The 25010-nt window shown below is 70.6% G+C and carries 24 protein-coding genes, 1 pseudogene and 1 riboswitch; of the genes and pseudogenes, 10 read left to right on the top strand and 15 right to left on the bottom strand.

What is annotated here, in order from left to right; all coding sequences use genetic code 11:
- Window positions 1–63 precede the first annotated feature (63 nt).
- The 5 genes from ACQEXA_RS44390 to ACQEXA_RS44370 form a co-directional block, all read right to left on the bottom strand.
- Window positions 64–1641, bottom strand: coding sequence for an ABC transporter substrate-binding protein (locus tag ACQEXA_RS44390; RefSeq protein ID WP_432925422.1), 1578 nt, complete (start codon window positions 1639–1641; stop codon window positions 64–66).
- Window positions 1642–1834: 193 nt separating this feature from the next.
- The gene (locus ACQEXA_RS44385; protein ID WP_359398310.1) at window positions 1835–2593 is read right to left on the bottom strand and encodes an SDR family oxidoreductase; all 759 of its coding nucleotides are present in this window, start codon (window positions 2591–2593) and stop codon (window positions 1835–1837) included.
- An 18-nt stretch (window positions 2594–2611) separates the two neighbouring features.
- Window positions 2612–3373 (bottom strand): 3-oxoacyl-ACP reductase FabG, encoded by a 762-nt coding sequence (gene fabG, locus ACQEXA_RS44380; RefSeq protein ID WP_361000392.1) that lies wholly within the window; start codon window positions 3371–3373, stop codon window positions 2612–2614.
- 161 nt (window positions 3374–3534) lie between these two features.
- The gene (locus ACQEXA_RS44375) at window positions 3535–3918 is read right to left on the bottom strand and encodes a DUF3037 domain-containing protein (RefSeq protein ID WP_359398306.1); all 384 of its coding nucleotides are present in this window, start codon (window positions 3916–3918) and stop codon (window positions 3535–3537) included.
- Window positions 3915–4688 (bottom strand): HipA family kinase, encoded by a 774-nt coding sequence (locus ACQEXA_RS44370; RefSeq protein WP_432925425.1) that lies wholly within the window; start codon window positions 4686–4688, stop codon window positions 3915–3917. The genes ACQEXA_RS44375 and ACQEXA_RS44370 overlap by 4 nt, the downstream gene beginning before the upstream one ends.
- Window positions 4689–4886: 198 nt before the next feature.
- On the opposite strand from ACQEXA_RS44370, the gene ACQEXA_RS44365 reads away from it, so the two are divergent.
- Window positions 4887–5369, top strand: a complete 483-nt coding sequence (locus ACQEXA_RS44365) for a Rieske (2Fe-2S) protein (protein ID WP_432925427.1) — start codon at window positions 4887–4889, stop codon at window positions 5367–5369.
- A 13-nt stretch (window positions 5370–5382) separates the two neighbouring features.
- Here ACQEXA_RS44365 and ACQEXA_RS44360 read toward each other — a convergent pair whose 3' ends face one another.
- Window positions 5383–6033, bottom strand: coding sequence for a cysteine hydrolase (locus ACQEXA_RS44360; protein WP_432925429.1), 651 nt, complete (start codon window positions 6031–6033; stop codon window positions 5383–5385).
- A 135-nt stretch (window positions 6034–6168) separates the two neighbouring features.
- On the opposite strand from ACQEXA_RS44360, the gene ACQEXA_RS44355 reads away from it, so the two are divergent.
- Window positions 6169–6636: a pyridoxamine 5'-phosphate oxidase family protein gene (locus ACQEXA_RS44355; RefSeq protein WP_432925430.1), complete on the top strand. Its 468-nt coding sequence runs from the start codon at window positions 6169–6171 to the stop codon at window positions 6634–6636.
- Between the two features lie 24 nt (window positions 6637–6660).
- Here ACQEXA_RS44355 and ACQEXA_RS44350 read toward each other — a convergent pair whose 3' ends face one another.
- The gene (locus tag ACQEXA_RS44350; RefSeq protein WP_432925432.1) at window positions 6661–7569 is read right to left on the bottom strand and encodes a LysR family transcriptional regulator; all 909 of its coding nucleotides are present in this window, start codon (window positions 7567–7569) and stop codon (window positions 6661–6663) included.
- A gap of 75 nt (window positions 7570–7644) precedes the next feature.
- On the opposite strand from ACQEXA_RS44350, the pseudogene ACQEXA_RS44345 reads away from it, so the two are divergent.
- Window positions 7645–8768 (top strand): annotated as a pseudogene (locus ACQEXA_RS44345) (DMT family transporter).
- Here ACQEXA_RS44345 and ACQEXA_RS44340 read toward each other — a convergent pair.
- Window positions 8765–10096: an aminotransferase class I/II-fold pyridoxal phosphate-dependent enzyme gene (locus ACQEXA_RS44340; protein ID WP_432925436.1), complete on the bottom strand. Its 1332-nt coding sequence runs from the start codon at window positions 10094–10096 to the stop codon at window positions 8765–8767. The pseudogene ACQEXA_RS44345 and the gene ACQEXA_RS44340 overlap by 4 nt on opposite strands.
- Before the next feature lie 36 nt (window positions 10097–10132).
- Between ACQEXA_RS44340 and ACQEXA_RS44335 the strand changes: the two genes are divergently transcribed.
- Window positions 10133–10819 (top strand): pyridoxamine 5'-phosphate oxidase family protein, encoded by a 687-nt coding sequence (locus tag ACQEXA_RS44335; protein WP_432925438.1) that lies wholly within the window; start codon window positions 10133–10135, stop codon window positions 10817–10819.
- Window positions 10819–11451 carry an FMN-binding negative transcriptional regulator gene (locus ACQEXA_RS44330; RefSeq protein WP_432925440.1) on the top strand — a complete coding sequence of 211 codons (633 nt, stop codon included), beginning with the start codon at window positions 10819–10821 and terminating at the stop codon, window positions 11449–11451. The genes ACQEXA_RS44335 and ACQEXA_RS44330 overlap by 1 nt, the downstream gene beginning before the upstream one ends.
- Window positions 11452–11493: 42 nt before the next feature.
- On the opposite strand, the gene ACQEXA_RS44325 is transcribed toward ACQEXA_RS44330, so the two are convergent.
- The 3 genes from ACQEXA_RS44325 to ACQEXA_RS44315 all read right to left on the bottom strand — a co-directional run bounded on the left by ACQEXA_RS44325 (window position 11494) and on the right by ACQEXA_RS44315 (window position 14318).
- Window positions 11494–12444: a DMT family transporter gene (locus ACQEXA_RS44325; protein ID WP_432925442.1), complete on the bottom strand. Its 951-nt coding sequence runs from the start codon at window positions 12442–12444 to the stop codon at window positions 11494–11496.
- Window positions 12445–12622: 178 nt separating this feature from the next.
- Entirely contained in the window at window positions 12623–13627 is a 1005-nt protein-coding gene (locus ACQEXA_RS44320; RefSeq protein WP_432925444.1) for an EamA family transporter, read from the bottom strand.
- A 79-nt stretch (window positions 13628–13706) separates the two neighbouring features.
- A complete protein-coding gene (locus tag ACQEXA_RS44315) occupies window positions 13707–14318 on the bottom strand; it encodes a Clp protease N-terminal domain-containing protein (protein ID WP_432925446.1) in 612 nt (203 codons plus the stop codon).
- A gap of 242 nt (window positions 14319–14560) precedes the next feature.
- Between ACQEXA_RS44315 and ACQEXA_RS44310 the strand changes: the two genes are divergently transcribed.
- Window positions 14561–14989: a type II toxin-antitoxin system Rv0910 family toxin gene (locus ACQEXA_RS44310; protein ID WP_432925448.1), complete on the top strand. Its 429-nt coding sequence runs from the start codon at window positions 14561–14563 to the stop codon at window positions 14987–14989.
- 73 nt (window positions 14990–15062) lie between these two features.
- Here ACQEXA_RS44310 and ACQEXA_RS44305 read toward each other — a convergent pair whose 3' ends face one another.
- A complete protein-coding gene (locus tag ACQEXA_RS44305; protein ID WP_432925450.1) occupies window positions 15063–15710 on the bottom strand; it encodes a PadR family transcriptional regulator in 648 nt (215 codons plus the stop codon).
- Between the two features lie 255 nt (window positions 15711–15965).
- Between ACQEXA_RS44305 and ACQEXA_RS44300 the strand changes: the two genes are divergently transcribed.
- A complete protein-coding gene (locus ACQEXA_RS44300) occupies window positions 15966–16775 on the top strand; it encodes a PhzF family phenazine biosynthesis protein (RefSeq protein ID WP_432925452.1) in 810 nt (269 codons plus the stop codon).
- Between the two features lie 76 nt (window positions 16776–16851).
- On the opposite strand, the gene ACQEXA_RS44295 is transcribed toward ACQEXA_RS44300, so the two are convergent.
- A complete protein-coding gene (locus ACQEXA_RS44295; protein WP_432925454.1) occupies window positions 16852–17652 on the bottom strand; it encodes a CPBP family intramembrane glutamic endopeptidase in 801 nt (266 codons plus the stop codon).
- 265 nt (window positions 17653–17917) lie between these two features.
- Window positions 17918–19435, bottom strand: coding sequence for a glutamate--cysteine ligase (locus ACQEXA_RS44290; RefSeq protein WP_359398272.1), 1518 nt, complete (start codon window positions 19433–19435; stop codon window positions 17918–17920).
- Window positions 19436–19974: 539 nt separating this feature from the next.
- On the opposite strand from ACQEXA_RS44290, the gene ACQEXA_RS44285 reads away from it, so the two are divergent.
- Together ACQEXA_RS44285 and ACQEXA_RS44280 are read left to right on the top strand one after the other, a co-directional pair.
- Window positions 19975–20565, top strand: a complete 591-nt coding sequence (locus tag ACQEXA_RS44285) for a hypothetical protein (RefSeq protein ID WP_359398270.1) — start codon at window positions 19975–19977, stop codon at window positions 20563–20565.
- Between the two features lie 394 nt (window positions 20566–20959).
- Window positions 20960–21166, top strand: coding sequence for a DUF5999 family protein (locus ACQEXA_RS44280; RefSeq protein WP_351231908.1), 207 nt, complete (start codon window positions 20960–20962; stop codon window positions 21164–21166).
- Window positions 21167–21261: 95 nt separating this feature from the next.
- On the opposite strand, the gene gcvP is transcribed toward ACQEXA_RS44280, so the two are convergent.
- Window positions 21262–24147 (bottom strand): aminomethyl-transferring glycine dehydrogenase, encoded by a 2886-nt coding sequence (gene gcvP, locus ACQEXA_RS44275; RefSeq protein WP_432925457.1) that lies wholly within the window; start codon window positions 24145–24147, stop codon window positions 21262–21264.
- 177 nt (window positions 24148–24324) lie between these two features.
- A riboswitch (glycine riboswitch) is annotated at window positions 24325–24420 on the bottom strand.
- A 114-nt stretch (window positions 24421–24534) separates the two neighbouring features.
- Here gcvP and ACQEXA_RS44270 point away from each other — a divergent pair.
- Window positions 24535–24906, top strand: a complete 372-nt coding sequence (locus ACQEXA_RS44270; RefSeq protein ID WP_359398265.1) for a PRC-barrel domain-containing protein — start codon at window positions 24535–24537, stop codon at window positions 24904–24906.
- Window positions 24907–25010: the final 104 nt, after the last annotated feature.

Here is a 25010-nt window from a genome sequence, read left to right as displayed (position 1 = left end):
CCAGGCCTCAGAACCTACAGGTGACCACTGACAACGGGATCCGGACCCCGGCCCGGGGCGGGCCTACCAGCTGGTCTTGCGGGACAGCTCCCACATCATCATGATCGTGGACGGGTCCAGCGCGCGCTCCCCGCCGGAGATCTCCTCGCTCGCCGCCACGAACTGCTTGCCCTGCCAGAGGGGCACCAGCCGGACGTCGTTCACCAGGATCCGCTGGGCCCGCTCGAAATCCTCGACCACCTTGCCGCGGTCGCTCTCGCGCCGGGACCGCGGCAGCAGCACGTCGGTGATCTCCGGCGACGGGTAGGGGGTGCCGAGCGCGTTCTGCCGGCCCACGAAGGGCGTGATGTAGTTGTCGGGGTCCGGGAAGTCGGGGAACCACCCGCGCCCGAACACCGGGTACTCGCCCTTCTGGTAGCCCCCCACGTACGTCTTCCAGGGGCGGTTCTTGAGGGTGACCCGGAACAGACCGGAGTCCTCCAGCTGACGTTTGAGCTCCTGGAACTCCGGACCGGTTTCTGAGCCGTAGCGGTCGGTGGCGTACCAGAGGGTCAACGGGACGCGCTGCTTGATGCCCGCGCCGGTGAGGAGCTTGCGGGCCTTCGGCGTGCTGGGATCGCCGAAGTCGTCGAAGAACCCCGTGGTGTGCCCGGTCAGTCCCGCCGGGATCATCGAGTAGAGGGGTTCGACGGTGTCCTTGTAGACGTTGTGGGCGATCGCGCCCCGGTCCACGACCTGGGCCACGGCCTTGCGGACGGCGGCCTTGCCGGCCCACGGGTCCTTGGGGTTGAAGACCAGGTAGCTGATCTCGATACCCGGGTTCTCCAGGAGCTGGATGCCGTTGTCGGAGCCGTGACCCTGGAGCGAGACGATGTCGGAGGCGCCGAGTCCGCGGTAGGTGAGGTCGATCTTCCGGCTCCTGAGGGCGCCCACCATGCTGGCGGAGTCCTGGAAGTACCGAATGGTCACCGCGTCGTTCTTCCGGTCGGCGTAGCCCGTGTAGTGGGGGTTCCGCGCGAGCCGGGCCTCCTTGCCCTCCTGGTAGGACCTCAGTGTGTACGGCCCGGACCCGGTGACCTTGCCGTCCTCGCGTATCCGCGTGGCCGGGTACTCGGCCGGGTCGACGATCGACATGGCCGGGGTGGTCAGGACGAACGGGAAGGTGGCGTCGGGCTCGTTGAGGTGGAAGACGACCTCGCGGTCGCCCTTCGTCTCGACCCGCCCGAGGCTGCCCAGCAGCCCGGCCGGGCCGCCCGACACGTTGATGCGCTTGATCCGGTCGATCGAGTACTTCACAGCCCGGGCGTCGAGCTTGTCCCCGTTGGAGAACGTCAGGCCTTCGCGCAGAACGCAGCGGTACGCCAGGTTTCCGGCCGTGAACGTGCAATTCTCCGCGGCGTCGGGTCCCGGCTCGGTCGCACCGTCGGGGTAGTTCAGCAGGGTCTGGTACACGTTGCGGAACAACTCCCAGGAGTTGTCCCAGGAGGCGGCCGGATCCAGGGTGCTCGGTGAGCTGGTGGTACCGACGACGATGGGCCCCCTGTCGTCGGCGGACCCCGAGGAGAACGCACTGCAGCCGGCCACCAGGGATATGGACGTGATCGCCGCCAGCCGACGCAGACAACGGTTCCGGTTGAACACGCGCACACTCCTCGGTCTGCCTACCAGTGGTCGGCGGCAGACCATACCGCAGCACCAGGCCGGCCGGACCTGGTTCGCGCACTGCATGTGATCAGCGTGTATATGACGACGTTGTCATCCGTCTTTGTGTCGTACGCGGCTCGACACGGGCGCCGTTTCTGTCCATACGGCGCCCGTGTCGGGGCTCACCTCATCAGACCCCGGAGTTCAGGAAGATGCCGCCGTCGACGACGAGGGTCTGGCCGGTGATCCAGTCGGACTGGTCCGACGTCAGGAACGCGGCCGCGCCGCCGATGTCGGAGGGCACGCCGAGCCGGCCGAGCGGGTAGGCCGCGGCGGCCTCCGCCTCCCGGCCCTCGTACAGCGCCTGGGCGAACTTCGTCTTGACTACGGCCGGCGCGATCGCGTTGACCCGGACCAGCGGTGCGAACTCGTGCGCGAGCTGAAGGGTCAGGTTGATCATGGCGGCCTTGCTGATGCCGTACGCGCCGATGAACGGGGAGGCGGAGAGACCGGCCACCGAGGCGATGTTGACGGTCGCGCCCCCGTTCTCCTTCTGCCAGGCGTGCCAGGTCCGCTGGGCGAAACCGAGCGCGGAGACGACGTTCGTCTCGAACACCTTGCGCGCCACGTTCAGGTCGAGGTCGGCGATCGGTCCGAACACCGGATTCGTCCCGGCGTTGTTGACCAGGAAGTCGACCCGGCCGAAGACCTCCATGGTGCGTTCCACGGCGAGGGCCTGGTGGTTCTCGTCGTGCGCCTTGCCGGCGACACCGATGACGCGGTCGGCGCCGAGCTTCTCGACGGCCTCCTTCAGAGCGTCCTCGTTGCGTCCGGTGATGCAGACGCGGTCGCCGCGGGCGACGAACGCCTCGGCGACGCCGTAGCCGATACCGCGGCTGGCGCCCGTGACGAGGGCGACCTTCCCGCTGAGTTCGGGCAGTGCAGTCATGTCTCGGTACTCCCGGCGCTAGTCGAGCGGTCCACCGGCGACGTACAGCACCTGGCCGGAGACGAATCCGGCCGCGTCACCGGTGAAGAAGGCGATGGCATTGGCGATGTCGTCCGGCTCCCCGACGCGCGCGACGGGGATCTGGGTGGCGGCCGCGGCCTTGAAGTCCTCGAAGCCCATGCCGACGCGCTCGGCGGTGGCCTTGGTCATCTCGGTGGCGATGAAGCCGGGCGCGACGGCGTTGGCGGTGACGCCGAACTTGCCGAGCTCCTTGGCCAGGGTCTTGGTGAAGCCCTGCAGACCGGCCTTGGCGGCGGAGTAGTTCACCTGTCCGCGGTTGCCGAGCGCGGAGGACGAAGAGAGGTTGACGATACGGCCGAAGCCCGCGTCCACCATGTGCTTCTGCACGGCACGCGACATCAGGAACGCACCGCGCAGGTGCACGTTCATGACGGTGTCCCAGTCCGACACGCTCATCTTGAACAGCAGGTTGTCGCGGAGCACGCCCGCGTTGTTCACGAGGATCGTCGGCGCGCCCAGTTCCTCGGCGATACGCGCGACGGCCGCCTCGACCTGCGCCTCGTCCGAGACGTCGCAGCCGACGGCGATGGCCTTGCCACCGGCGGCGCCGATCTTCTCCACGGTGTCCTTGCACGCGGCCTCATCGAGGTCGATCACCGCGACGGCACGGCCCTCGGCGGCCAGTCGTACGGCGGTGGCGGCGCCGATGCCGCGCGCACCGCCGGTGACGACGGCGACCCGCTGCTCACTGGTGGACATTGCTGGTTCTCCTCGTCCTAGGAAAGCCTGGAACACCTTCGGAAAGTCTGTGACTCCCACGGTACGCCCCGCTGGTGAGCGACCGCTTAGTACCTTCAGCAGACGTGACGCTAGAAGTCCTGGCACTCGGTGTCAACGGCCGACCCGGTGCATGTGATCCATTACCGCACCAGGAGGTCGAGCAATCGCTCCGCCTCGGCCGCCGGATCTGCGGTCAGCCCGGTGTGCACGGGCCCGGGCTGGACGACTGTCGAGCGGGGCGCGATCAGCCAGCGGAAACGCCGTCCCGCGTCGTCAAGGGCAGCTTGCCCGGCCGCCGCGCCCCCCGCGCACACACCCTCGACGGCGCCGAGCGCCGCACGTACTCCGGCCACGTCCGCGTCCGGGTCGAGCGCCAGCAGCTTTCCCTCGTCCAGATGCGTCCGGGCGCCGACGAACGACTTCGCACGGCAGTACACGAGCACGCCGGCGTTGATGCACTCGCCCCGCTCGATCCGCGGCACGACCCGCAGCAGCGCGTACTCGAAGACGTCCCGCTCGCTCACTTGTCCCCCTTGGTGGTCCCGATGCCCTGGATGCGTTCGTGGATGTCGGCGGCGCGGGCCAGCAGCGGCCGCGCATACGCCCGGCGCAGCGCGTCGGCGGTGTCGAAGCCGGGCTCCCCGGTCAGCCATTCCTCCGGGATCTCCGCGGTCACTTCGGCGAGCAGCTCCTCGGTGACGAGCGGCGCGAGCTCGGCGGCGGCGCCCGCGACGTCCGGTGCGAAGGGGGCGAGGGCGTGGTCGGAGGCGTCGTAGGACCGCGCGGCCGATGCCTCGGCACCCGACCAGTTGTGGTGCCAGATCATGGTGGCGCCATGGTCGATGAGCCACAGGTCGCCCTGCCACATCAGCAGATTGGGGTTGCGCCAGGAGCGGTCGACGTTGTTCACGAGCGCGTCGAACCAGACGATGCGCCCGGCCTCCTCGGGGCCGACCGCGAAGGCCAGCGGGTCGAAGCCGATCGCGCGGCTGAGGAAGTCCATGCCGAGGTTGCGCCCGCCGCTCGCCTTGAGCAGTTCCTGCACCTCCTGGTCGGGCTCCCCGAGCCCCAGCACCGGGTCGAGGCCGATGGTCACGAGGCCGGGGACCCGCAGCCCGAGCCGGCGGGCGAGTTCGCCGCTGACGACCTCGGCGACGAGCGTCTTGCGGCCCTGCCCGGCGCCGGTGAACTTCATGACGTACGTCCCGAGATCGTCGCCCTCGACGAGCCCCGGCAGCGAACCGCCCTCGCGCATCGGAGTGATGTAGCGGGTCGCGATGACTTCCTTGAGCATCGCCCCAGGCTACTGGCGCGTCGGGGCGCCGCGGAGACCCCCTTTCGGGTTCTGAGTCCCCCCTGACAGCGGAACGACAGCCGTGTCTAACGCCCAGCTCATCTCGAAGCGGTCAAGATCTCAAGAGCATCTGAACAGCTGTTGCCCCCAGGCCGTACCACCGTCCGTAAGTATCACCCATGGAAGGGAAACGTCAGCATGACCAGCGAATCGCTCCAGTCCGTACCGGCACCGGCCCGCCGCACGGTCGTGGCAGCCGTCGGCGCGACGGGGCTCGCCGTCGCGCTGACCGCGTGCGGGAGCTCGGACAATGCGTCGACGAGTTCCCAGGACAGCAGCACCGCGAGCAGCGGCAGCACGGGCGGCGGCGAGAACGCCGCGACTGGTTCCGGCGGCACGGTCCTCGCGAAGACGTCGGACATCCCCGAGGGCGGCGGCAAGGTCTTCGACGACAAGGGCGTGGTGGTGACCCAGCCGACGGCGGGCAAGTTCCAGGCGTTCTCGTCCAAGTGCACCCACCAGGGCTGTGCGGTGAAGGACATCTCGAACGGCGTGATCACCTGCCCCTGCCACAACAGCGAGTTCTCCGTGGCCGACGGCAGCGTGAAGAGGGGTCCGGCGACGCAGCCGCTGCCCGCCGCCAACATCACCGTGTCCGGAGACGAGATCAAGCTCGCCTGATCCCGGCGCCCGCTCAGGCCCCCGCCGCCCGGCGCGGCGGCCCCAGGCACGCCAGCACCTCGTCGGTGGTCACGATCGTGGCGACCAGCGCGAGAGTGTTGCGGATCATCGCGGGGGTGTAGTTCGAGGGCACCCCCGCGATGGCGTCGGCGGCCACGACGGCGCTGTAGCCGCGGTTGACCGCGTCGAACACCGCGTTGGGGATCGCGACGTTGGCGGAGACGCCGATGACGACCAGGGTGCGGCAGCCCAGATTGCGCAGCAGCGCGTCGACCTCCGTGCCCGCCAGCGGCGACAGGCCGTGCAGCCGGCGTACGACGAGGTCCTCTTCCGTCACCTCGATGGGTGCCGCCACACGCACCGCCGTGGTGCCGGACAGCTGCTGCACCGGGAGCCGCTCGGCCGCGCGGAAGAGGCGGGCGTTGCGGTTCGCGCCCCGGCCGTCCGGGCGACGCTCGGCGATCGCGTGGATCACCTGCACCCCGGCTTCGTGCGCGGCGGCGACCAGCCGGGCCACATGGGCGAGAGCGCCCGAGGAACGCGCCTCCGCGGCGAGTTCGGGCAGCGCGCTGTCAGGGCCCACGACGCCCTGCTGGCACTCGACGGTGAGCAGCACAGTGGTCCGGGGATCGAGGAGTTCGCTGAGCACTTCGTACGACGGCATGGCTCCCCTTGTCGTCGACGGCCGGGAGCGGCGAGGGTAGCGGCCCTTGCGGGTGGAAGGAAGACACCTCATTCTTTTCTGACGTGATGTCAGAGGATCTCTCTGGCACGACGTGGGAGAAGAAGAGGGGGACCCATGACCGACACTCAGCGCCGGGGCCGGAAGATCATGATGACACCCGGTGAGCTGGACGAATTCCTCGCCACCCAGCGCACCTGCCGGGTGGCGACCGTGTCGGCCGACGGCGCCCCGCACGTGAGCGCGCTGTGGTTCGCCTGGGACGGCACCTCGCTGTGGCTGTACTCCGTCGTGCGCAGCAAGCGCTGGGCCGATCTGCGCCGGGATCCGCAGATCGCCGTCGTGATCGACACGGGTGAGGAGTACGAGCAGCTCAGGGGTGCCGAGCTGGCGGGCGTGGCGGAGTTCGTGGGCGAGATCCCCCGCACCGGGGAGCTGTGCGCCGAGCTCGACGCACCGGAGACCCTGTTCGCGCGGAAGAATTTCGGCCTCGAGGAGATGCCGTACGACGGGCGACACGCATGGATCCGGTTGACGCCGCAGAAGATCGTCACCTGGGACTTCCGCAAACTCGGCTTGCGTTGAGCCCGCCGGCGGGCTTGGCCCAGCTCACCCGGCCGCCACGGCCCGTCCTGCCACCCGCAGCGCCTCCACCGCCGCCCGGATCGACGGGCGGCGGTCGGCGTCCGCCCGCCACACCACGTAGACGTGCCGTCGCACCCGCTGCCGCAGCGGCACGGTCACGACCCCGGCAGGCATCGGATTCCGCCCGAGCAGGGGCGCGATGCACACGCCCAGACCGGCGGCCACCAGTCCCAGCTGGGTGTGCGTCTCGGCGGCACGGTGACCGATGCGCGGCTCGACGCCCTTGGAGCGCAGGGTGAACATCAGCCACTCATGGCAGAACTCGCCCTCGCCCCAGGTGATCCACTCGTCGTCCGCGAACTCCCCGAGATCCACCTCCGTCCGATCCGCGAGCCGGTGCCCCACGGGCATCGCCACATCCGCCGGATCATCGAGGATGGCCGCCTTCACCAGGCCTTCCGGAAGCGCCATCGGCTTGTTGTACCAGTCAAGGACCACCGCGAGATCGAGGTCGCCGCGCACCACTCCGGCGACTCCGGCCTCGGGTTCGAGCTCACAGGAGCGCAGCCGCAACGCGGGGTGCCCGGCGCGCAGCTCGGCCAAGGCGGTCGGGAAGAGACCGCGCGCGGCGGTCGGGAAAGCCGCCAGCCGCAGTTCGCCGGCCACCTGCCCGCGCTGCGCCTCCAGATCGGCCTGGGCCAGTTCGACCTGCGACAGGATGCGTGCCGCGTGATCGGCGAGCAGCCGGCCGGCGTCCGTGAGCCGCACCCCCCGGCCGTTCTTGGCAAGGAGCTGTTGCCCCGCCTCCCGCTCCAGCTTGGACATCTGCTGGGAGACGGCCGACGTCGTCACATGCAGTCCCTCCGCCGCGCCGCTGACCGAGCCGTGCCGGGCGAGGGCGTCGAGGGTGCGCAGGCGCTCCAGGTTCAACACATAAGCAATACTACGAGGTATCGGCAGCGAATTCTCGATATGTTCTAAGAGGTTGTCTGCGCCATTGTTACGGTCATGAGCACCGTCGCCGCCCGACCGTCCGAAACCGCGCCCACCGTCACCCCGCACCGCCGGGCTGCCCTGGACTGGCGGATCCGCTTCGGTGTGCTCTCGCTGATCTGGGGCTTCAGCTTCCTGTTCATCAAGGTGGGCACCGAGGCCTACGCCCCCTTCCAGGTCACGCTGGGGCGTCTGGTGTTCGGCACGGCGGTGCTCGCGGCGGCGATGGCCGTGAAGCGTGAGCGCCTCCCGCGCGGCGCCCGCACCTGGGGCCATCTCACCGTCGCCGCGTTCCTGCTCAACGCGCTGCCGTTCTCGCTGTTCGCCTACTCGGAGCTGACGATCCCGTCCACGCTCGCGGGGATCTGCAACGCGACCTCGCCTCTGTGGGGCATGGTGCTGTCCCTGGTCGCGCTCTCCGAGGACCGGCCCACGCGCCGCCGGGTCGCAGGACTCGGCATCGGCTTCCTGGGCGTGCTGACGGTGCTCGGCGCTTGGCAGGGCTTCCACGGCCTTGACATGACGGGCACGGCGATGGCCTGCTGGCCTCGCTCAGCTACCCCGTCGGCTGGATCTACGTACGCCGCACCCTCGCGGGCGCCGGCCCGTCCCATCTGTCGTTGACCGGCGCGCAGTTGCTCCTGGCCACCATCCAACTGGCCCTGGTCACCCCGCTGTTCACCAGCATGCCGAGCCGCTTCCCGCTCGTCCCGCTCCTCGCGGTCGCGGCGCTCGGCGCTCTCGGTACCGGACTCGCCGTCCTCCTCCAGTACGGTCTCGTCGCCGAGGTGGGGCCGACGACGGCGCAGATGGTCACGTACTTCATCCCGGTCATCGCCACCGCGGCGGGCGTCGCGATCCTCGGCGAGTCGCTGACCTGGTCGACACCGGTCGGGGCGCTGATCGTCCTGGCGGGAGCGGCCCTGACCCAGGCCAGGCCCAAGACCCAGCGCACGGGAACGGCACCGATTCAGGCCAGGCCCAAGACCGAGGCCAAGGACGCGGCACCGACACAGGCCAGGCCCAAAACCGAGCGCACGGAAGCGGCCCGGCCGGGACCGGACGTGGCACCGGGCAGGGTCGCGCAGGAACCGGACGTCAGCCGGATGGAGAGCGGCCCCGGAGCGACGGACCGCTAGACGTAGCTCCGGGCGGGGGCGGGGCCGAGGGCGGCGGCCACCGCTTCCGCCAGGGACCCGGTCTCGTCCGGTGTCAGCGTCGAGACGGTGATCCGCATGCCGGGCGGCGCGCTCATCCGGTAGCGGGCGCCGGGGGCGACGGCCCATCCCGCATGCAGCAGCCGCGCGACCGCGCCCGTCTCGTCCGGCACGGGCACCCACACGTTCAACCCGCTGCGCCCCCGGGAAGCGACACCGCGTTCCGCGAGCGCGCCGATCAGCGCGTCGCGACGTCGGCCGTACTCCGCCGCCACCGCGCGGGCGTCGAGGGAACCGTCGACCCACAGCCGCACCACGGCCCGCTGCAGGATCAGGCTCACCCACCCCGGCCCGAGCCGCTGCCGCCCGCGCACCCGGTCGAGGGTGACGTCGTCCCCGGTGAGCACGGCGAGCCGCAGATCCGGTCCGTACGCCTTGGCGACCGAGCGCACGAACGCCCAGTGCCGGGTGGCACCGGCGATGGGGTGAAGGGGGACGTCGACGATCCCGTGACCGTGGTCGTCCTCGATCAGCAGCGTCTGCGGGAACTCGCGCAGCACGGAACGCAGAGCACGCGCGCGGGTGGCGCTCACCGCGGCGCCGGTCGGGTTCTGCGCCCGGTCCGTGACGATCAGGGCACGCGCCCCGGCCTCCAGCGCGTCGCGTACGCCGCCGGGAAGCGGCCCTTCGTCGTCGACGCCGACCGGAACCGTGCGCAGGCCGAGCGCCGGGATGAGGTCGAGGGTCCTGCCCCACCCGGGATCCTCCACGGCGACGCTGTCGCCCGGCTTGAGGTGGGCCGCGAGCACCCGCTCCACGGCGTCGAGGGAACCGGAGACCACGGCGAGCGGCCCGTCCGGCACTCCGTCGGCGTCGAAGGCCGACCGGGCGACACGTGCGAGCTCCGGTTCCACGGCGACATCACCGTAGAGCACCGGCTCCGTGTCGCCCTGCGCCGCAGCCGCCGCGAACGCCGGGGCCAGCGGTGGCAGCAGCGCCGGATCCGGATTGCCGCTGGACACATCGCGCACACCCGCGGGCACGTCCACCCGGATGTGGTCCCGGCCCGTCGTGGCGGGCGCGGGCCGCACCCGGCTCCCCCGCCGCCCGGCGGTCTCGATGACCCCCCGTTCACGCAGGATGCGGTACGCGGCCGCGACCGTATTGGGATTCACGCCCAGCTCGACCGCCAACTCCCGCATCGGTGGCAGGAGTTGACCCGGCTCCAGCTTTCCCGTACCCACCGCACGCTCGACGCTGGCCGCGATCTCGGCTGCGCCCCGCCCTTCGATCGGATATCCTCCTAGCACAAAGCATATTTTGCACTAGTGCAAGAGGGAGCGCAAATGCACGGGACCCACGAGCCGGCGTCGTCGCGCGCCACCGCCTATGCACCCACCGATCGCACCGTCCCCACGCGCTCCGCGCACCGGGCGTCGTACGACAAGGAGCTGGTGCACGCGATACTCGACGGGGGCTATGTGTGCCACCTCGGCTTCGTGCGTGACGGTGCACCGGTCGTCCTGCCCACGCTGTACGGCCGCATCGGTGAACGTCTCTACGTCCACGGCTCGACGGGCTCGCGTCCCCTGCGGATGACGGGCGAGGCCGACCCGGGGCTCGCCGTGTGCCTGACGGTGACGCACGTCGACGGCCTGGTCCTGGCCCGCTCGGCCTTCCACCACTCGATCAACTACCGGTCCGTGGTGGTGCACGGCGTCGCCCACCAGGTCGACGACCCGGAGGAGAAGCGGATCGCCCTGGACGCGGTGGTCGACCAGGTCACACCCGGCCGCTCGCGCGACTCACGGCCCGCCAACAAGAAGGAGCTGGCGGCCACCGCCGTGATCCGCCTCGACCTGGACGCTGTCTCCGCCAAGGTGCGCACCGGCGGTGTCAGCGACGAACCCGAGGACCTCTCGCTCCCCCACTGGGCCGGCGTGGTCCCGGTCCGCACCGAGTACGGCGCCCCGGTTCCCGACCCCGACCTCGCGCCCGGCACCGGCCTTCCCGACTACCTGGCGGTGCTGTGATGCTGATCCACCCCTGGGACGCACCGCAGGACGACGCCGAGTGGCAGCGTTGGCTGGTCGGCCGCGACTTCGGACAGCTCGCGGTGAACGGTCCGCCGGGCGAACCGCCGTACGTCCAGCCGCTGCATTTCGCCTACGACGTGGGTCGCGGCGAGGCGGTGGCCCATCTGGCCCGTCCGAACCCGCTGTGGCCCGCCCTGGAGGCGAACCCGCAGGTGCTGCTGAGCGTGGTCGACGACTATGTGTTCGTGCCCGGCCCCTGGCAGGCGCCACCGGACGGCCCGTCCGAGAACGGTGTGCCCACCAGCTTCTATGCCGCGGTCCAACTGCGCTGCATCGCCCGTACCGTGGACGATCCCGCCGAGAAGGCGGAGCTGCTGAACCGTCAGACGCACCACTTCCAGCCGGAAGGCGGGTCCGCCCGGGCGGCCGTGGGTGAGGCGCCCTACGGCCGCCTGCTGTCCGGCATCCGCGGCCTGCGGCTCGAAGTGACGGGTGTCCGGGCGAAGTTCAAGTACGCCGGACGGAAACCCGAAGAGATCCAGGACCGCATCGCGGCCGGACTGTCGATGCGGAACGGGCCGCGCGACGAGGTCGCGCGCGAGCATCTGCTGCGCAGGCGCGGGGAGTGAGCCGGGGTGCGGGGCCCGGTGCCGGACCCCGCACCCACCGATTCACACGAGAACGGGCTCGTCCTCGGGCATGTGCTCTCCGCGTGCCTCCGCCATTGCGAGCCCCGTGACCGAACCGAGCATCAGCGCGGTTCCGACCGCCGTCGCCGCCGTGAGCCGCTCCCCCAGCAGGACGACGGCGAGCACCGCCGCACTGACCGGCTCGAGCAGCATGATCACGGACACGGTGGCGGACCGTACGACGGCCGCCCCCGCGAAGTAGAGGGCGTAGGCCAGGGCCGTGGGCACCGCCGCGATGTACGCCAGCAGCCACAGGACGGCGCCCGGTTGCGCGGTGTGCGGCAGCAGCCCCTCCCGCAGGGCGAACGGCAGCAGGCAGAGGCTGGTGACCGCGAACGTCGACACGGTCCCCGCGGACACGTCGGCCCCGCCGTCACGGCCCCACCATCGGGTGAGCAGCGTCATGGCGGAGTAGCCGAGCGCCGACACGACCGCGAGCAGCACGCCCCAGGGGCGTACCGTCGCACCGCCGCCGCCGAACACGAGCACACCCAGCCCGGCGAGCGCCCCCGCGACGGCGATCAACCCGCCGCGGCCGAGCCGCTCCCCCATGGTCAGACGGGCGCCGAGTGCGATGAGCACCGGCCCCGCGCCGAGGGTGACGACGGTCGCGACGGCAAGTCCGGTGGCGGCAACGGCCCCGAAGTAGGCGGTCTGGAACACGGCGAGTCCCACACCGGTGGCACCGGCCCGCAGCGTCCTGCGGCCGAACGGCTCGGACGGGGCGGTCCGGGCGCCAGGGCGCAGGAGCCGGACGGCGACCAACAGGACGAGCCCGGCCGCGCAGCGCCAGAAGGACAGGGCCACCGGGCCCATGTCACTGACCTGGTAGACCAGGGAGGCGGCGGCGCCCGCGGTGCCCCACGCGGCACCGGCGACGATCAGATAGAGGAGGCCTCGCCCGACGGGCAGGCCGGAGGCAGCATTCGACACGAATTCTCTCCGCAGATGAGCAGAAGTTCGGGAGGGAACCCCGGAACACCGGGGTCGGTGGACTTCTTCTGCGGGCAGCACCGTTCCGCCCGGCGACTCGCCGGGCGCATGTCCGGAGGGCCCGCCTCAGGCGGCCGGAGGTGGAAGAACGAGTGCGTCGGAATGCATGGTCGGCACCTTATGCGGCCGTTCCGCGGATCGACAACTCCCTTTCGGCACCACCGCCGGCCACCGGCTCGACGGAGACCTTCGCGGGCGCCGACGACTGGGCTATGAAGGCGCCGACCAGGACGACCGCACCACCGGCGATCTGCGGCGCCGACAGGTGCTCGCCGAGAAGCACCCAGGCCAGGACGGTCGCGATGACGGCTTCGAGGCAGGCCACGACACCTGCCACCTGCGGCGAGAGCCGGCGCACGGACACGACGCCCGTGACGTAGGCGAGCACCGTGGCGATCAGGACGATCCAGGCGATCAGCGCGACGGCGGGTACGGATGTGCCGTTCATGTGCGCGGTGCCGGCCAGGACGGACCAGTGCATGCCCCAAGGGCGGGCGACGACCGTCAGGACGGCGGCCCCGACGAGCAGTCCGTACGCGATGACGCCGAGCGGGTCCGGGGCCTCGTCGCCCGCCTCGCTCCCCTGGTCGGACAGGACGAAGTAGCCGACTTGGCAGCAGGCTGCGCCGAGCGCGAGGGTCAGGCCCAGGGCGTCGAAGCTCAAGCCCGACCACACCTCCACGACACAGGCGAGACCGCCGACCGCGAGCACCACGCCGATCACTGCGGCACGCGTCACGGGCCGCCGCTGCACGACACGCACCCAGCCGAGCACGAGTGCGGGTGCGAGGTACTCGATGAGCAGGGCGACGCCGACCGGGATACGGGAGAGTGCGGCGAAGTAGCAGGCCTGGACACCGGCCACGGCGAGCAGGCCGAACCCGGCGAGCAGTGCGGGACGGCGGCGCAGCAGCGCGCGGTGGCGCACGGCGAGCGGCAGCATGACCAGCGCGGCGCCCGTGACCCTCAGCCACACCACGTCGAGCGGGTCCAGCCCCGCCTGGATCAGCGGCTTGGCCGCGACTCCCGATCCGCCGAAGGCGACCGCCGACGCGAGGGCGAGCCCCAGCCCGACACCCTTGCCGCGGTTTCCCTGATTCCCCTGAGACGTATGCACCGGCACATGATGGCAGGCGACGACATGAGCGTCACCCCTGAATGCACCTGTCTCAGAAACTGGACCCCGCCCGCCGTGGGCGTGCTCATCCCCCCGCGTCCCACCGCACCTGCGCCTGGCGGCCGGCCTCCACTTCCCCCGCGTACTCGCGCACCGCGCCGGCCGCCTCTATCCGCGCCGGAAGCGTATGCACGTCCACGCCCGCGCGGCCGAGGACCTCCACGGCCCGTGACTCGGGGTCCGCGACGATCGCCGCGAGGAGGTCGAGCCCCCGCGCGCGTCCGTCGCCACGTCGCGCCGCGCGCCCGTATGCCGCGTCCAGGGCGCTCGCCGCCGCCGGTGACCAGCCCCCGGGCTCACGCAGCACCGGTATCGCGCCGGAGTCCTCGACCGTGCCCTGCCAGCGCAGCCCGTAGCCGATCGCGCGCTGGACGAGATAGCCCAGGAGCCGTGCGATCTCGGGGCCGTCGAGAACGGCGTGGACCTCGGGGTCGGACTCCAGCAGGGTGTGCAGCAGATGAGCCGTGTCGACCTGCCGGTCCCCGTCCCGCAGCGCCCTTCTGCGCGCACCCGACACCGCCGCCGCGAGCTCGTCGGTGAGCCGGACACCGAGGTGCGAGCCGCGTTCCGCGGGCGTCTGATGGGAAGGACGGGGTGACACGTGTACCACCTCATCAGCCCCATCGGCGCCTGACATCCCCGGCGGGCAGCATTTGCGCGTCCGACGCAGGTTGTGCACCACCGGACGCTTTCTCCTCCTTGCGGATGACGTCGCCGCGGACACCCCGGACAGCCACGCCCTTCCGCACCCGGAAGTGCAGCACTTCAACTCCACCTCTTCTGACGGTTCATCAGTATTGAATGTTCCAGGGTCTGCGGCTACGTTCCGCGACACCGGAGCTGCGCCCGGCGCAGCACCCGACACGAAGGGGTGGCCGCATGGCCGAAGTCAGCGCGGAAGCGCGCATCGAGGCGCCCACCGAGAAGGTGTGGGCCCAGCTCACGGACTGGCCGGCATACGGCGAGTGGAACGCGACCCACACGAGCTTCCCGAAGGGCGGCCCCGAGAAACTGGAGGTGGGAGGGACCTTCGAGGAGAACATGAAGCTCATGGGCTTCCCGGCCGAAGTCACCTGGACCATCGACGAACTGGAGCCGGGGCGGGTCCTGGCCATCCGAGGCAAGGGCCCGATGGCGGTGAACGTCGCCACGCGCTACACGCTGACACCGGACGGCGAGGGGACCTCGGTCCGCATCGACGGGGAGTTCACGGGCGCGGCGGTCTCCCTGATGGCAGGCAAGCTGAAGGACTCCGCGACGGCCGCGCTCAACGAGTCGCTCCGCAAACTGGGCGCGCTGGTGTCCTGATCGGGCTACCCGAACCCGAAGGCGCCCCGCGGAGCTGATTCCGCGGGGCGCCCTACGCTCTCCCGACCTGCCGTCAGCTTTCCTCGGCGAGGATCAGGTACAGCTTCTTGCGGGCCTCGTTGATGACCGCCAGGGCCTTGTCGCGCTGGTCCTTGTCGCCGGTCTTCCAGACCTGGCTGAACGCCTCCATCAGGCCGACACCGGCCTGCCGGATCTCGTGCAGCGCCTCCCAGTCCACGCCGCGCGAGGCCTCTTCCCAAGGGGCCTCGGGACCCTCGCCGGCCGCGGCACGGCCCTCCTCGGTGAGCGAGAAGAGCTTCTTGCCGCCCTCGCTCTCACTCGCGATCAGCCCCTCGTCCTCCAGCAACTGGAGAGTGGGGTAGACCGAGCCCGGGCTGGGCTTCCACGCCCCGCCACTGCGCTCGGCGATCTCCTGGATCATCTCGTAGCCGTGCATGGGCCGGTCCTTGAGGAGAGCCAGGATCGACGCGCGTACGTCGCCGCGCCGCGCCCTCCCCCTCGGCCCTCCCCTGCCGCGTCCACCCCAGGGGCCGCCCGGGCCGAAGAAACCGGGCCCGCCGAAACCGGGGCCACCGTGCCCGCCGGGACCAAAGGGCCCGAAGGCTCCACGCATGCCCTCGAAGCCGCCCTGAGCGTGATGACCGGGTCCGCCGCGGTGTCCACGCCGTTCGAATCCGAAGTCCTGTCCATGACTACGCATCGCGATCACACTCCATTCCATCGTTGATCTGTCGCGATACCTCAACGATATATCGGAACGATGGACGCGGCAAGCCCCTTCCGTAGAGGGGGCGGAAGCTGTGCTCCGCGCACGGCGCGCAGCTCGGAGTCCACGGCTGGGGGGGCGGGCAGCACCCTTGTTGTCGTTCTGTCGGCCGAAGGCTCCGCGGACGTGGTCCAGACAGCCCGAATTGGCCCTTGGCCCGGCCCGCCCGTCGCCCTCTACCGTCGGCGCATGCGGATTCGAATCGTCGACGCCTTCACCGACCGGCCCTTCGCCGGCAACCCCGCCGGTGTTCTCCTCCTCGACGCCTTCCCGGACGACGCCTGGCTCCAGGACGTGGCCCGCGAGGTCAACCACGCCGAGACCGCGTTCGCCCACCGCCTGCCCGAGGGCGACGAGGCCGACTGGGCGCTGCGCTGGTTCACGCCCGCCACCGAGGTGGCCATGTGCGGTCACGCCACTCTGGCCACCGCGCACGTGCTGCACACCACGGGCGCCCACGAGGGTCCCGTACGGTTCGCCACCCGCAGCGGCGTGCTCACCGCGGAGCCCCATGCGGACGGTTCCGTCGGGCTGGACTTCCCCACCGCGCCGCTCACCCGGATGGAGATCCCCGAGGGCGTGGCCGAAGCCCTCGGGGCCGAGCCCCGCACCGCTTTCGACACCGGCCCGAACGTGGGCGACCTGCTCGTCGAACTCACCGACGAGAAGACGGTCCTGGGCCTTGCCCCCGACCACAGGTCGCTCGGCCGCCACTCGCCGCGCGGCATCATCGCCACCGCACGCGCCGAGGATCCCTCCCGGGGATACGACTTCGTCTCGCGCTGCTTCTTCCCGAACGTCGGCATCGACGAGGACCCGGTCACCGGCAGCGCGCACACGGCCCTTGCCCCCTACTGGTCCGAGCGTCTGGGCCGCCCCGACCTCACCGGGCTGCAGGCCTCGCCCCGCTCCGGCCGGGTCCGCACGGAACTGCGGGGCGACCGGACCCTGCTCGTCGGCCGGGCGGTCACCGTCATCGAAGGCGAGTTGCTCGTCTGACCCCGGGCCGGGGGTGCACGATTCCCACGTGTGCCCCCGGCCCGAACGCTTCCGCACGGCCGCTACGCGGCAGCGGTCACGCCGTGGGCAGCCAGCCCACCTTGCCCGCCAGCAGCGCGTACCCGACGAACGCCCCGATGTCGAGCAGCGAGTGGGCCACCACCAGCGGGCCGACCCTGCCCCAGCGCCGGTACAGGTAGACGAAGACGACCCCCATCACCATGTTGCCGAAGAACCCGCCGATGCCCTGGTAGAGGTGATAGGAGCCGCGCAGCACCGAGCTGGCCACCAGGGCCGTGCCCGGCGTCCAGCCCAGCTGGCCTAGTCGCCGCAGCAGATAGCCGACGACGATGACTTCCTCGAGCACCGCGTTCTGCACCGCGGACAGGACGAGCACCGGGTACTTCCACCACACGTCGGGCAGCGCCTCGGGCACCACGGTGAGGTTGGCACCGAAACCACGGGCGGCCAGATAGAAGGCGATGCCCGTGGAGCCGATCACCGCGGCGATCGCCGCTCCGCGCCCGAGGTCCGGCCACCGCCGCGTCCGGTCGAAGCCCAGCGTGCGCAGCGAGGCCCCCTCCCGCAGCAGGAAATGCGCGACGAGCGCGACGGGCACCAGCGCCGTCGCGATCCCGAACAGCTGCCAGGCAAGATCCAGCCAGGGACGGCCGGGTGCCGCCGAGGCGTTGAGTGTGGCGGCCTGATCCTTGAGACCTCCTGGTTTGGTGACCGATCCGACAAAGCTGATCAGCGCGGATACGCCGCTCGCGCCGAGCGAGAGCGCCAGAACCAGCAGCGTCTCGTCCCGCAGAATCCGTCGCGTCGGCCGCTCCGTCGTCGAAGTATCGGCCACCGATCCTGCCTCCACCTGCACTCCCGCCTCCCGCTGAGCAGTCCCGTCCGACCCCCATCTTCACCCCCTCCGGGTCTCGAAAGAAGTGACGAAGATCGTGCGTGACGGACATGGGGGCCGTACGGAGACATACGGGACGCAGATCGACACTCAGATCGACGTACGGACGCCGGGTGGATCGCAGGGGCGGCCAGGGCTCAGCGCCGGGTCACCGGCCGCACCGCGGACCCACCCGGGACCTCGTCGGGATCGTGCGGGCGGCGGCCGGTGACCGGTGTGCGGCGGGTCAGCCCAGCAGCACCGGTTCCGCTAACCCGACCGGCCAGGTGTGCACCGGCTCGCCGCTGTTCATCAGCTCGCAGTACCGGCGGGTCGTCTCGGCGAGCGCGGCGTCCCGGTCAAGACCCTGTTCCAGAGCCCGGTGGAAGCTGGCTGCCTGCCAGCTCGCGCCGTTGACCCTCAGCCGGCACCGCTCCTCGATCACTCCGAGGTAGAGGTCCCGGTCGGCCGGCTCGACACCCCACGCGTCGAGCCCCGCCGCGGCGAGCGGGAGCAGTTCGTCGCGTACGAGGTCCACGGCGTCCACCTCGGTGATCCCCCCGTAGCGCCCGCGTCGCGGCCACTGAAGACGCGCATCGATGCCGTACCGGCAGGCCGCGTCGAAGTTGGCCGCCGCGGCCTCGAACGGCAGCCGGGTCCACACCGGCCGCTGGTCCTCCGCGAGGGCACGGACGACGCCGTAGTAGAAGGCCGCGTTCGCGATCACGTCGACGGTGGTGGGGCCGGCGGGCAGCACCCGGTTCTCCACGCGCAGATGCGGGACGCCGTCCGCGATGCCGTACACGGGCCGGTTCCAGCGGTACACCGTGCCGTTGAGCAGGACCAGTTCGGCGAGCTTGGGCGTGCCGCCCTCGTCGATGACGCGCAACGGGTCCTCGTCGTCGCAGATCGGCAGCAGCGCCGGGAAGTAGCGCAGGTTCTCCTCGAACAGTTCGTACGCGGATGTGATCCAGCGCTCCCCGAACCAAGTGCGCGGTCGCACGCCCTGCGCCTGCAGTTCGGGCGGCCGGGTGTCGGTGGACTGCAGGAACAGCGGCGGCCTGGACTCGCGCCACAGTTCACGCCCGAACAGGAACGGGGAGTTGGCGCCGACGGCGACCTGCGCCGCCGCGACGGCCTGTGCGGCGTTCCACACGTCCGCGAAGCGCCCCGGGGTGACCTGGAGATGCAGCTGGACGGATGTGCAGGCGGCCTCCGGCGCGATCGAGCGCGAGGTGCACTCCAGCCGCTCCACCCCGTCGATGTCCAGCCTGAAGTCCTCGCCGCGCGCTGCGACGATCTGGTCGTTGAGCAGCCTGTACCGGTCGACAGCCGAGAGATTGGAGGAGACCAGGTCGTCACGGTCGAGGGTGGGCAGAATGCCGATCATCACGATTCCGGCATCGACCTCGCCGGCTTTGCGGTCGGCATAGGCGAGCGAGGTGCGCAGCTCTTCGGCGAGCCGGTCGAATACACGTCCGCCCAGCGCGTGTGGAGCTATGTTGACTTCCAGATTGAACATGGCGAGTTCTGTTTGGAAATCCCGGCTGGCAATCCTTTCCAGCACTTGCGCATTCAGCATTTTCGGCATGCCGTCGGATCCGACGAGATTCAGTTCGATCTCCAGACCCATCAGGTTCTTCGGCCTGTCGAACCGCTTCTCCTCCAGCAGTCGCGCCAGTCCCTCCAGACACTGCCTGAGCTTGCCGCGGTAGCGCTGGCGATCGGACAGGTCGAACGGCCCCGCCACGACCTTCTCTCCCATCGAAGCGTCCCTCCTGTGATGGGTAGGCCGACGTTCCGGCCGCTGCTGTCCCGGGTCTCGGTGGATGATGCCCCGGCAACGCGATCGATAACGTCCCGCACTCGGGCGGTCGCACGGTAGGCTGATGGCCGATGCCGTCCGGCACATTCACGGGGCATGGCGCATTGAGCAGTTTCCCGGCGCAACCACGTCGTGAAAAACGCCGACGAGAATCGGCCTACCGCTACGGGCGAGTATTCCGAGGTCACGGCTGTCGGGCCCGAGCAGCACCGGGACGAATCCCGCTTATCGCCGACCGAATATCTCCTTGTTCGTCATACGCGGGACGACTAGATGAAACACTGCATGAACGCGCGTCATATAAACTTTCGGCACGGGGTAGAGAGTTGGCACTCGCGGTCCTGAGCCTGTCGTCAAAAGCGTCGCCATTCGTCCGGGCACCATCCCCCGCCCCTCGGACCCCGAGAGCTGACAGCGCCGTCCGCCCGCCCCACCACGCCCTCGCGCCACCATGCCTGTCGAATGAGAGGCGACCCACCATGCAGTTGCACGTCCCCCCGGCTCCCGCGCCCGCCCTCCGCTCCGTCCTCACGGCCCTCGGTTCCCCCACCGCGGTCCGCGAGGCTGTCACCCCGTCCCTGCGCACCGCCCAGGGACCCGTCACACCCGAACTGCCCCTGCCGGTGCATGTGCTGGACCGGATCACTCCGGCCGGCGCGTCCGCCACCCGGCTCGCCGGGTGGCGATTCCTCATCCGCTCCGGCGACCGCGCCGTGGCCGCCGCCGAGACGATGCTCACCCCCGACGGCTGGGCGTTCTCCCACTTCTTCGAGGGTCCCTATGTCGCCTCCACCGAACGGGCCCTGCGCCAGGCGGAGACGATGACCCAGCCCTACCAGGCACGGCTGCTGTCCGTGCCCGAGCTCTACATGCTCACCCTGTGGCTGCACGGCGACTGCACCGCCGACGGCGCGACGGGCCACCCGGCCGCGACCGACCTGCTGGTGCCGCTCGCGCCGGCCCCGCCCGGCATCGCGGCCCATCGCGCGCACCGGGTCGCCGATCTCCTCCCGGTGCTGAACCTCCGGATCACCCGGGGCCCGCTGCTCGGCTCACCGACGCCCGCCTAGCCCCGCCCGTTCGTGCCCCGCTGCCGCAGAAGGCCGCGGGGCACGTCGTGTGTCAGGGTCGCCGACACGCCCGGACGTCCGTTGCTCATTGGTGCTCCACAACGCTCGTACGAGGGACAGCGCGCTGGTCGGGCGCCCTTGACTAGCCCCTTCCGACCATCACGAACCACCTGAAGTGACCCTCGAGTTGGACTGAACCGTCCGCGCGGGTGACGCGTCATCAACCTGTGAGGAGCGGTGCTGCGAAATCCCTGCGGATTGACGTCCGTAGGGCAACACTGGGTCCAGACCGATGCTTCACAACGGGGGAGCGGCCATGAACGACTCGACGAGCCGCAGGACAGACACGACAGCCAACCCACAGATCACGACAGAGCGAAAGATCCCATCCACCATGTGCCAGCACCAGCCACCGTGCCCGACCGCCGAATCCGCCGACCGGGAGTCCGCCCGTCTCGTGGCGCACCACCCGGAGCAGGGATGGAGCCTGCTGTGCAACGGCGTTCTGCTGTTCGAGGACACCGGTGAGCTTCTGCCCGACGGTCAGATCATCGCCCCGCACCGCCCGATGGGCACCGACCAGGTGATGACCGCCGCCTGAGGCAGGCGCACAAGGGGCAGCCGCTGCCCCGCATACAAAGGGGCCGGCCCGGAGACGAACGCTCCGAACCGGCCCCGACGCATGCCGGAGGGTGATTACTCCTCGTAAGCGTCCAGCGGCGGGCAGGAACAGACCAGGTTGCGGTCACCGAAGGCCTGGTCGATGCGGCGTACCGGCGGCCAGTACTTGTCCGCAGCCGAGACACCGGCCGGGAAGACGGCCTCCTCGCGCGCGTAGGCGTGCTCCCACTGCCCGCCGAGCGCAGCGGCGGTGTGCGGGGCGTTCCGCAGCGGGTTGTCCTCGGCCGGCCACTCGCCCGAGCCGACCTTCTCGATCTCGGCGCGGATGGCGATCATCGCGTCGCAGAACCGGTCGATCTCGGCGAGGTCCTCCGACTCGGTCGGCTCGATCATCAGCGTGCCGGCCACCGGGAACGACATCGTCGGCGCGTGGAAGCCGTAGTCGATCAGCCGCTTGGCGACGTCGTCGACGCTCACTCCGGTCGCCTTGGTCAGCGGGCGCAGGTCGATGATGCACTCGTGGGCGACCAGGCCGCCCGGACCGGTGTACAGCACCGGGTAGTGGGGCTCGAGGCGCTTGGCGATGTAGTTGGCGGACAGCACGGCCACCTGCGTGGCCTGCTTGAGGCCCTCGCCGCCCATGAGCCGGACGTACGCCCAGGAGATGGGCAGGATGCCGGCGGAGCCCCAGGGGGCGGCGGAGATCGGGCCGACACCCGTCTCGGGGCCCGCCGCGGGCTGCAGCGGGTGGTTCGGCAGGTACGGCGCCAGGTGCGCGCGGACGCCGACGGGGCCCACGCCGGGACCGCCGCCGCCGTGCGGGATGCAGAACGTCTTGTGCAGGTTGAGGTGCGAGACGTCACCGCCGAAGTGACCCGGCTTGGCGAGGCCGACCAGCGCGTTGAGGTTGGCGCCGTCGACGTACACCTGGCCGCCGGCCTCGTGAACCGCCGCGCAGATGTCCGCGACGTGCTCCTCGAACACACCGTGCGTGGACGGGTACGTGATCATCAGCACCGAGAGCTCGTCGTGGTACTGCTCGATCTTGGCCCGCAGGTCCGCGATGTCGATCTCGCCGTCCTCGGCGGTCTTGACGACGACCACCTTCATCCCGGCCATGACCGCGCTGGCGGCGTTGGTGCCGTGCGCCGAGGAGGGGATGAGGCAGACAGTGCGCTGCTCGTCACCGTTGGCGCGGTGGTAGCCGCGGACCGCGAGCAGACCCGCCAGCTCGCCCTGGGAGCCGGCGTTGGGCTGGAGGGAGACCTTGTCGTAGCCGGTGACCTCGGCGAGCCGCTCCTCCAGCTCGCGGATCAGCGTCAGGTAGCCCTGCGCCTGCTCGGCGGGTGCGAAGGGGTGCAGCTGACCGAACTCGGGCCAGGTGACCGGCTCCATCTCGGTGGTCGCGTTGAGCTTCATGGTGCAGGAGCCCAGCGGGATCATGCCGCGGTCGAGCGCGTAGTCCCGGTCCGCCAGCCGGCGCAGGTAGCGCAGCATCGCGGTCTCGGAGCGGTGCTGGTGGAAGACCGGGTGCGTGAGGTAGTCGTCGCTGCGGACCAGGCTCTGCGGGAGTGCGTCCCCGGCGCGGGCGTCCAGCGCCTCGATGTCGCCCTCGACACCGAAGGCGGTCCACACCGCACCGAGCTGGGCCCGGCCGGTCGTCTCGTCACAGGAGACGGACACATGGTCGGCGTCCACGAGGCGCAGGTTGACCCCGCGCTCGCGCGCGTCCGCGACCACCGCGTCGGCACGGCCCGGGACGCGCACGGTCAGCGTGTCGAAGTAGGCGCCGTGGACGACCTCGACACCGCCCGCCGTGAGACCCGCGGCGAGTATCTCGGCGTAGCGGTGGGTACGGCGCGCGATGGTCCGCAGACCCTCGGGGCCGTGGTAGACGGCGTACATCCCGGCCATCACGGCGAGCAGCACCTGGGCGGTGCAGATGTTGCTCGTCGCCTTCTCGCGGCGGATGTGCTGCTCGCGCGTCTGCAGGGCGAGCCGGTAGGCCTTGTGCCCGTCCGCGTCCACGGAGACGCCCACGAGCCGGCCCGGCAGGCTGCGGGCGAACTTCTCGTGCACGGCCATGTAGCCGGCGTGCGGGCCGCCGAAGCCCATCGGCACGCCGAAGCGCTGTGTGGTCCCGACGGCGATGTCGGCGCCCAGCTCACCGGGCGAGGTCAGCAGCGTGAGCGCGAGCAGGTCGGCGGCGACGGTGACGACCGCGCCCAGCTCGTGCGCCTGCTCGATGACCGGCTTGATGTCGCGGACGGCGCCGGAGGCGCCCGGGTACTGGATCAGTACGCCGTTGATCTCGCGCTCGGCCACCTCGGCCGGGATGCCGTCGCTGAGGTCGGCGACGACGACCTCGACGCCCGTGGGCTCCGCACGGGTCTGGATCACCGCGATGGTCTGCGGCAGCGCGTCCGCGTCGACCAGGAACAGGCCCTTCTTGTTCTTGCCCATACGCCGGGACAGCGCCATCGCCTCGGCGGCGGCGGTCCCCTCGTCGAGCAGCGAGGCACCGGAGGTCGGCAGGCCGGTGAGGTCGGCGACCATGGTCTGGAAGTTGAGCAGGGCCTCGAGCCTGCCCTGGGAGATCTCGGGCTGGTACGGCGTGTACGCGGTGTACCACGCCGGGTTCTCCATCACGTTCCGCAGGATCACCGGCGGAGTGAAGGTCCCGTAGTAGCCCAGACCGATCATGGAGTCGAGGACCTGGTTGCGGTCGGCGAGGGAGCGCAGCTCAGCCAGCACCTCCGCCTCGGTGCGGGCGCCCGGAAGGTCCAGTGCGTCGGCGTTCTTGATCACATCCGGGACCGCGGTGGCGGTGAGCTCGTCGAGGGAGCCGTAGCCGACCTGGGCGAGCATCTTGGCCCGCGCCTCCTGGTCGGGCCCGATGTGGCGCTGCTCGAAGGGCGTCCCCCGTTCGAGCTCGGACAGCGGAATGCGGTGGGCGGTCATGCAGAGGCCTCCTGGTCTGACGCGACCTTCGAGGGGTACCCCGGCGCGGGTACCCCGACGGCCTCCCCCTCTGTCATCTCAAACCTGAGAGCTTCACCGGTCCGCCCGAGGGCGCTCCGGTTTTCACCGTCGGTGAGAGCGGAAGCCGTCGACACCCGCCCTGCTTTCCAGAGTGACCTCGTCCGTGCGGTACGTGTGCCTGAGAGATTCCGGGGAGGGTTTGCTCCTTCGGCGCCTCCGGTTCACTCCGGAGGACTCTCCCGCACGGGGTCAGCAGCCGCTTGCCAGACTACCAGCGGCAGCAACAAGACAACCTTCGAGTGGCCGCCTGGCTCATTGTGCTCTTTTGTAGTGCTTACGGATGCGTTGCGACCAGTTGGAGGGACCGTGAAGACCGATATCGATCCGCGGAATCTGATCGGCCGCAAGGCGTTCGACCGCAATGGGAACAAGATCGGCACGATCGACGAGATCTATCTCGACGACGCGACCGGAGTACCGGAGTGGGCCGCCATACGGACGGGCCTGTTCGGCAGGGACGCGTTCGTCCCCCTGGAGCCCAGCGAGCTGGTCGAAGGGGCCCTCTACGTGCCTTTCGAGCGCTCCCTGATCAAGGACGCCCCCGACTTCGGCGTCGGGCGCCATCTCTCCCCCGAGCAGGAGCTGCAGCTCTACCACCACTACGGTCTGGACGTGGCCTCACCGCCGCCCGCGCACGACCGCGACTTCGGGCATCTCGCGGGGACCGAGGAGACCTGAGACCGCCCGTCCGAACCAACCCGCGTCGGCCATCCTGGAGCGCGGTGCCCTTGGCGGACCTCACTCGCCCCGGCGGGCGGCCATGACGGCCCGGGCCTGAAGTG

This window comes from Streptomyces sp. CA-106110, from assembly GCF_050936285.1.
In the GTDB taxonomy this organism is placed as follows: Bacteria; Actinomycetota; Actinomycetes; order Streptomycetales; family Streptomycetaceae; genus Streptomyces.
The sequence above is the reverse complement of the archived record's forward strand: the minus strand, read 5'-3'. Positions and strand labels throughout refer to the sequence as shown.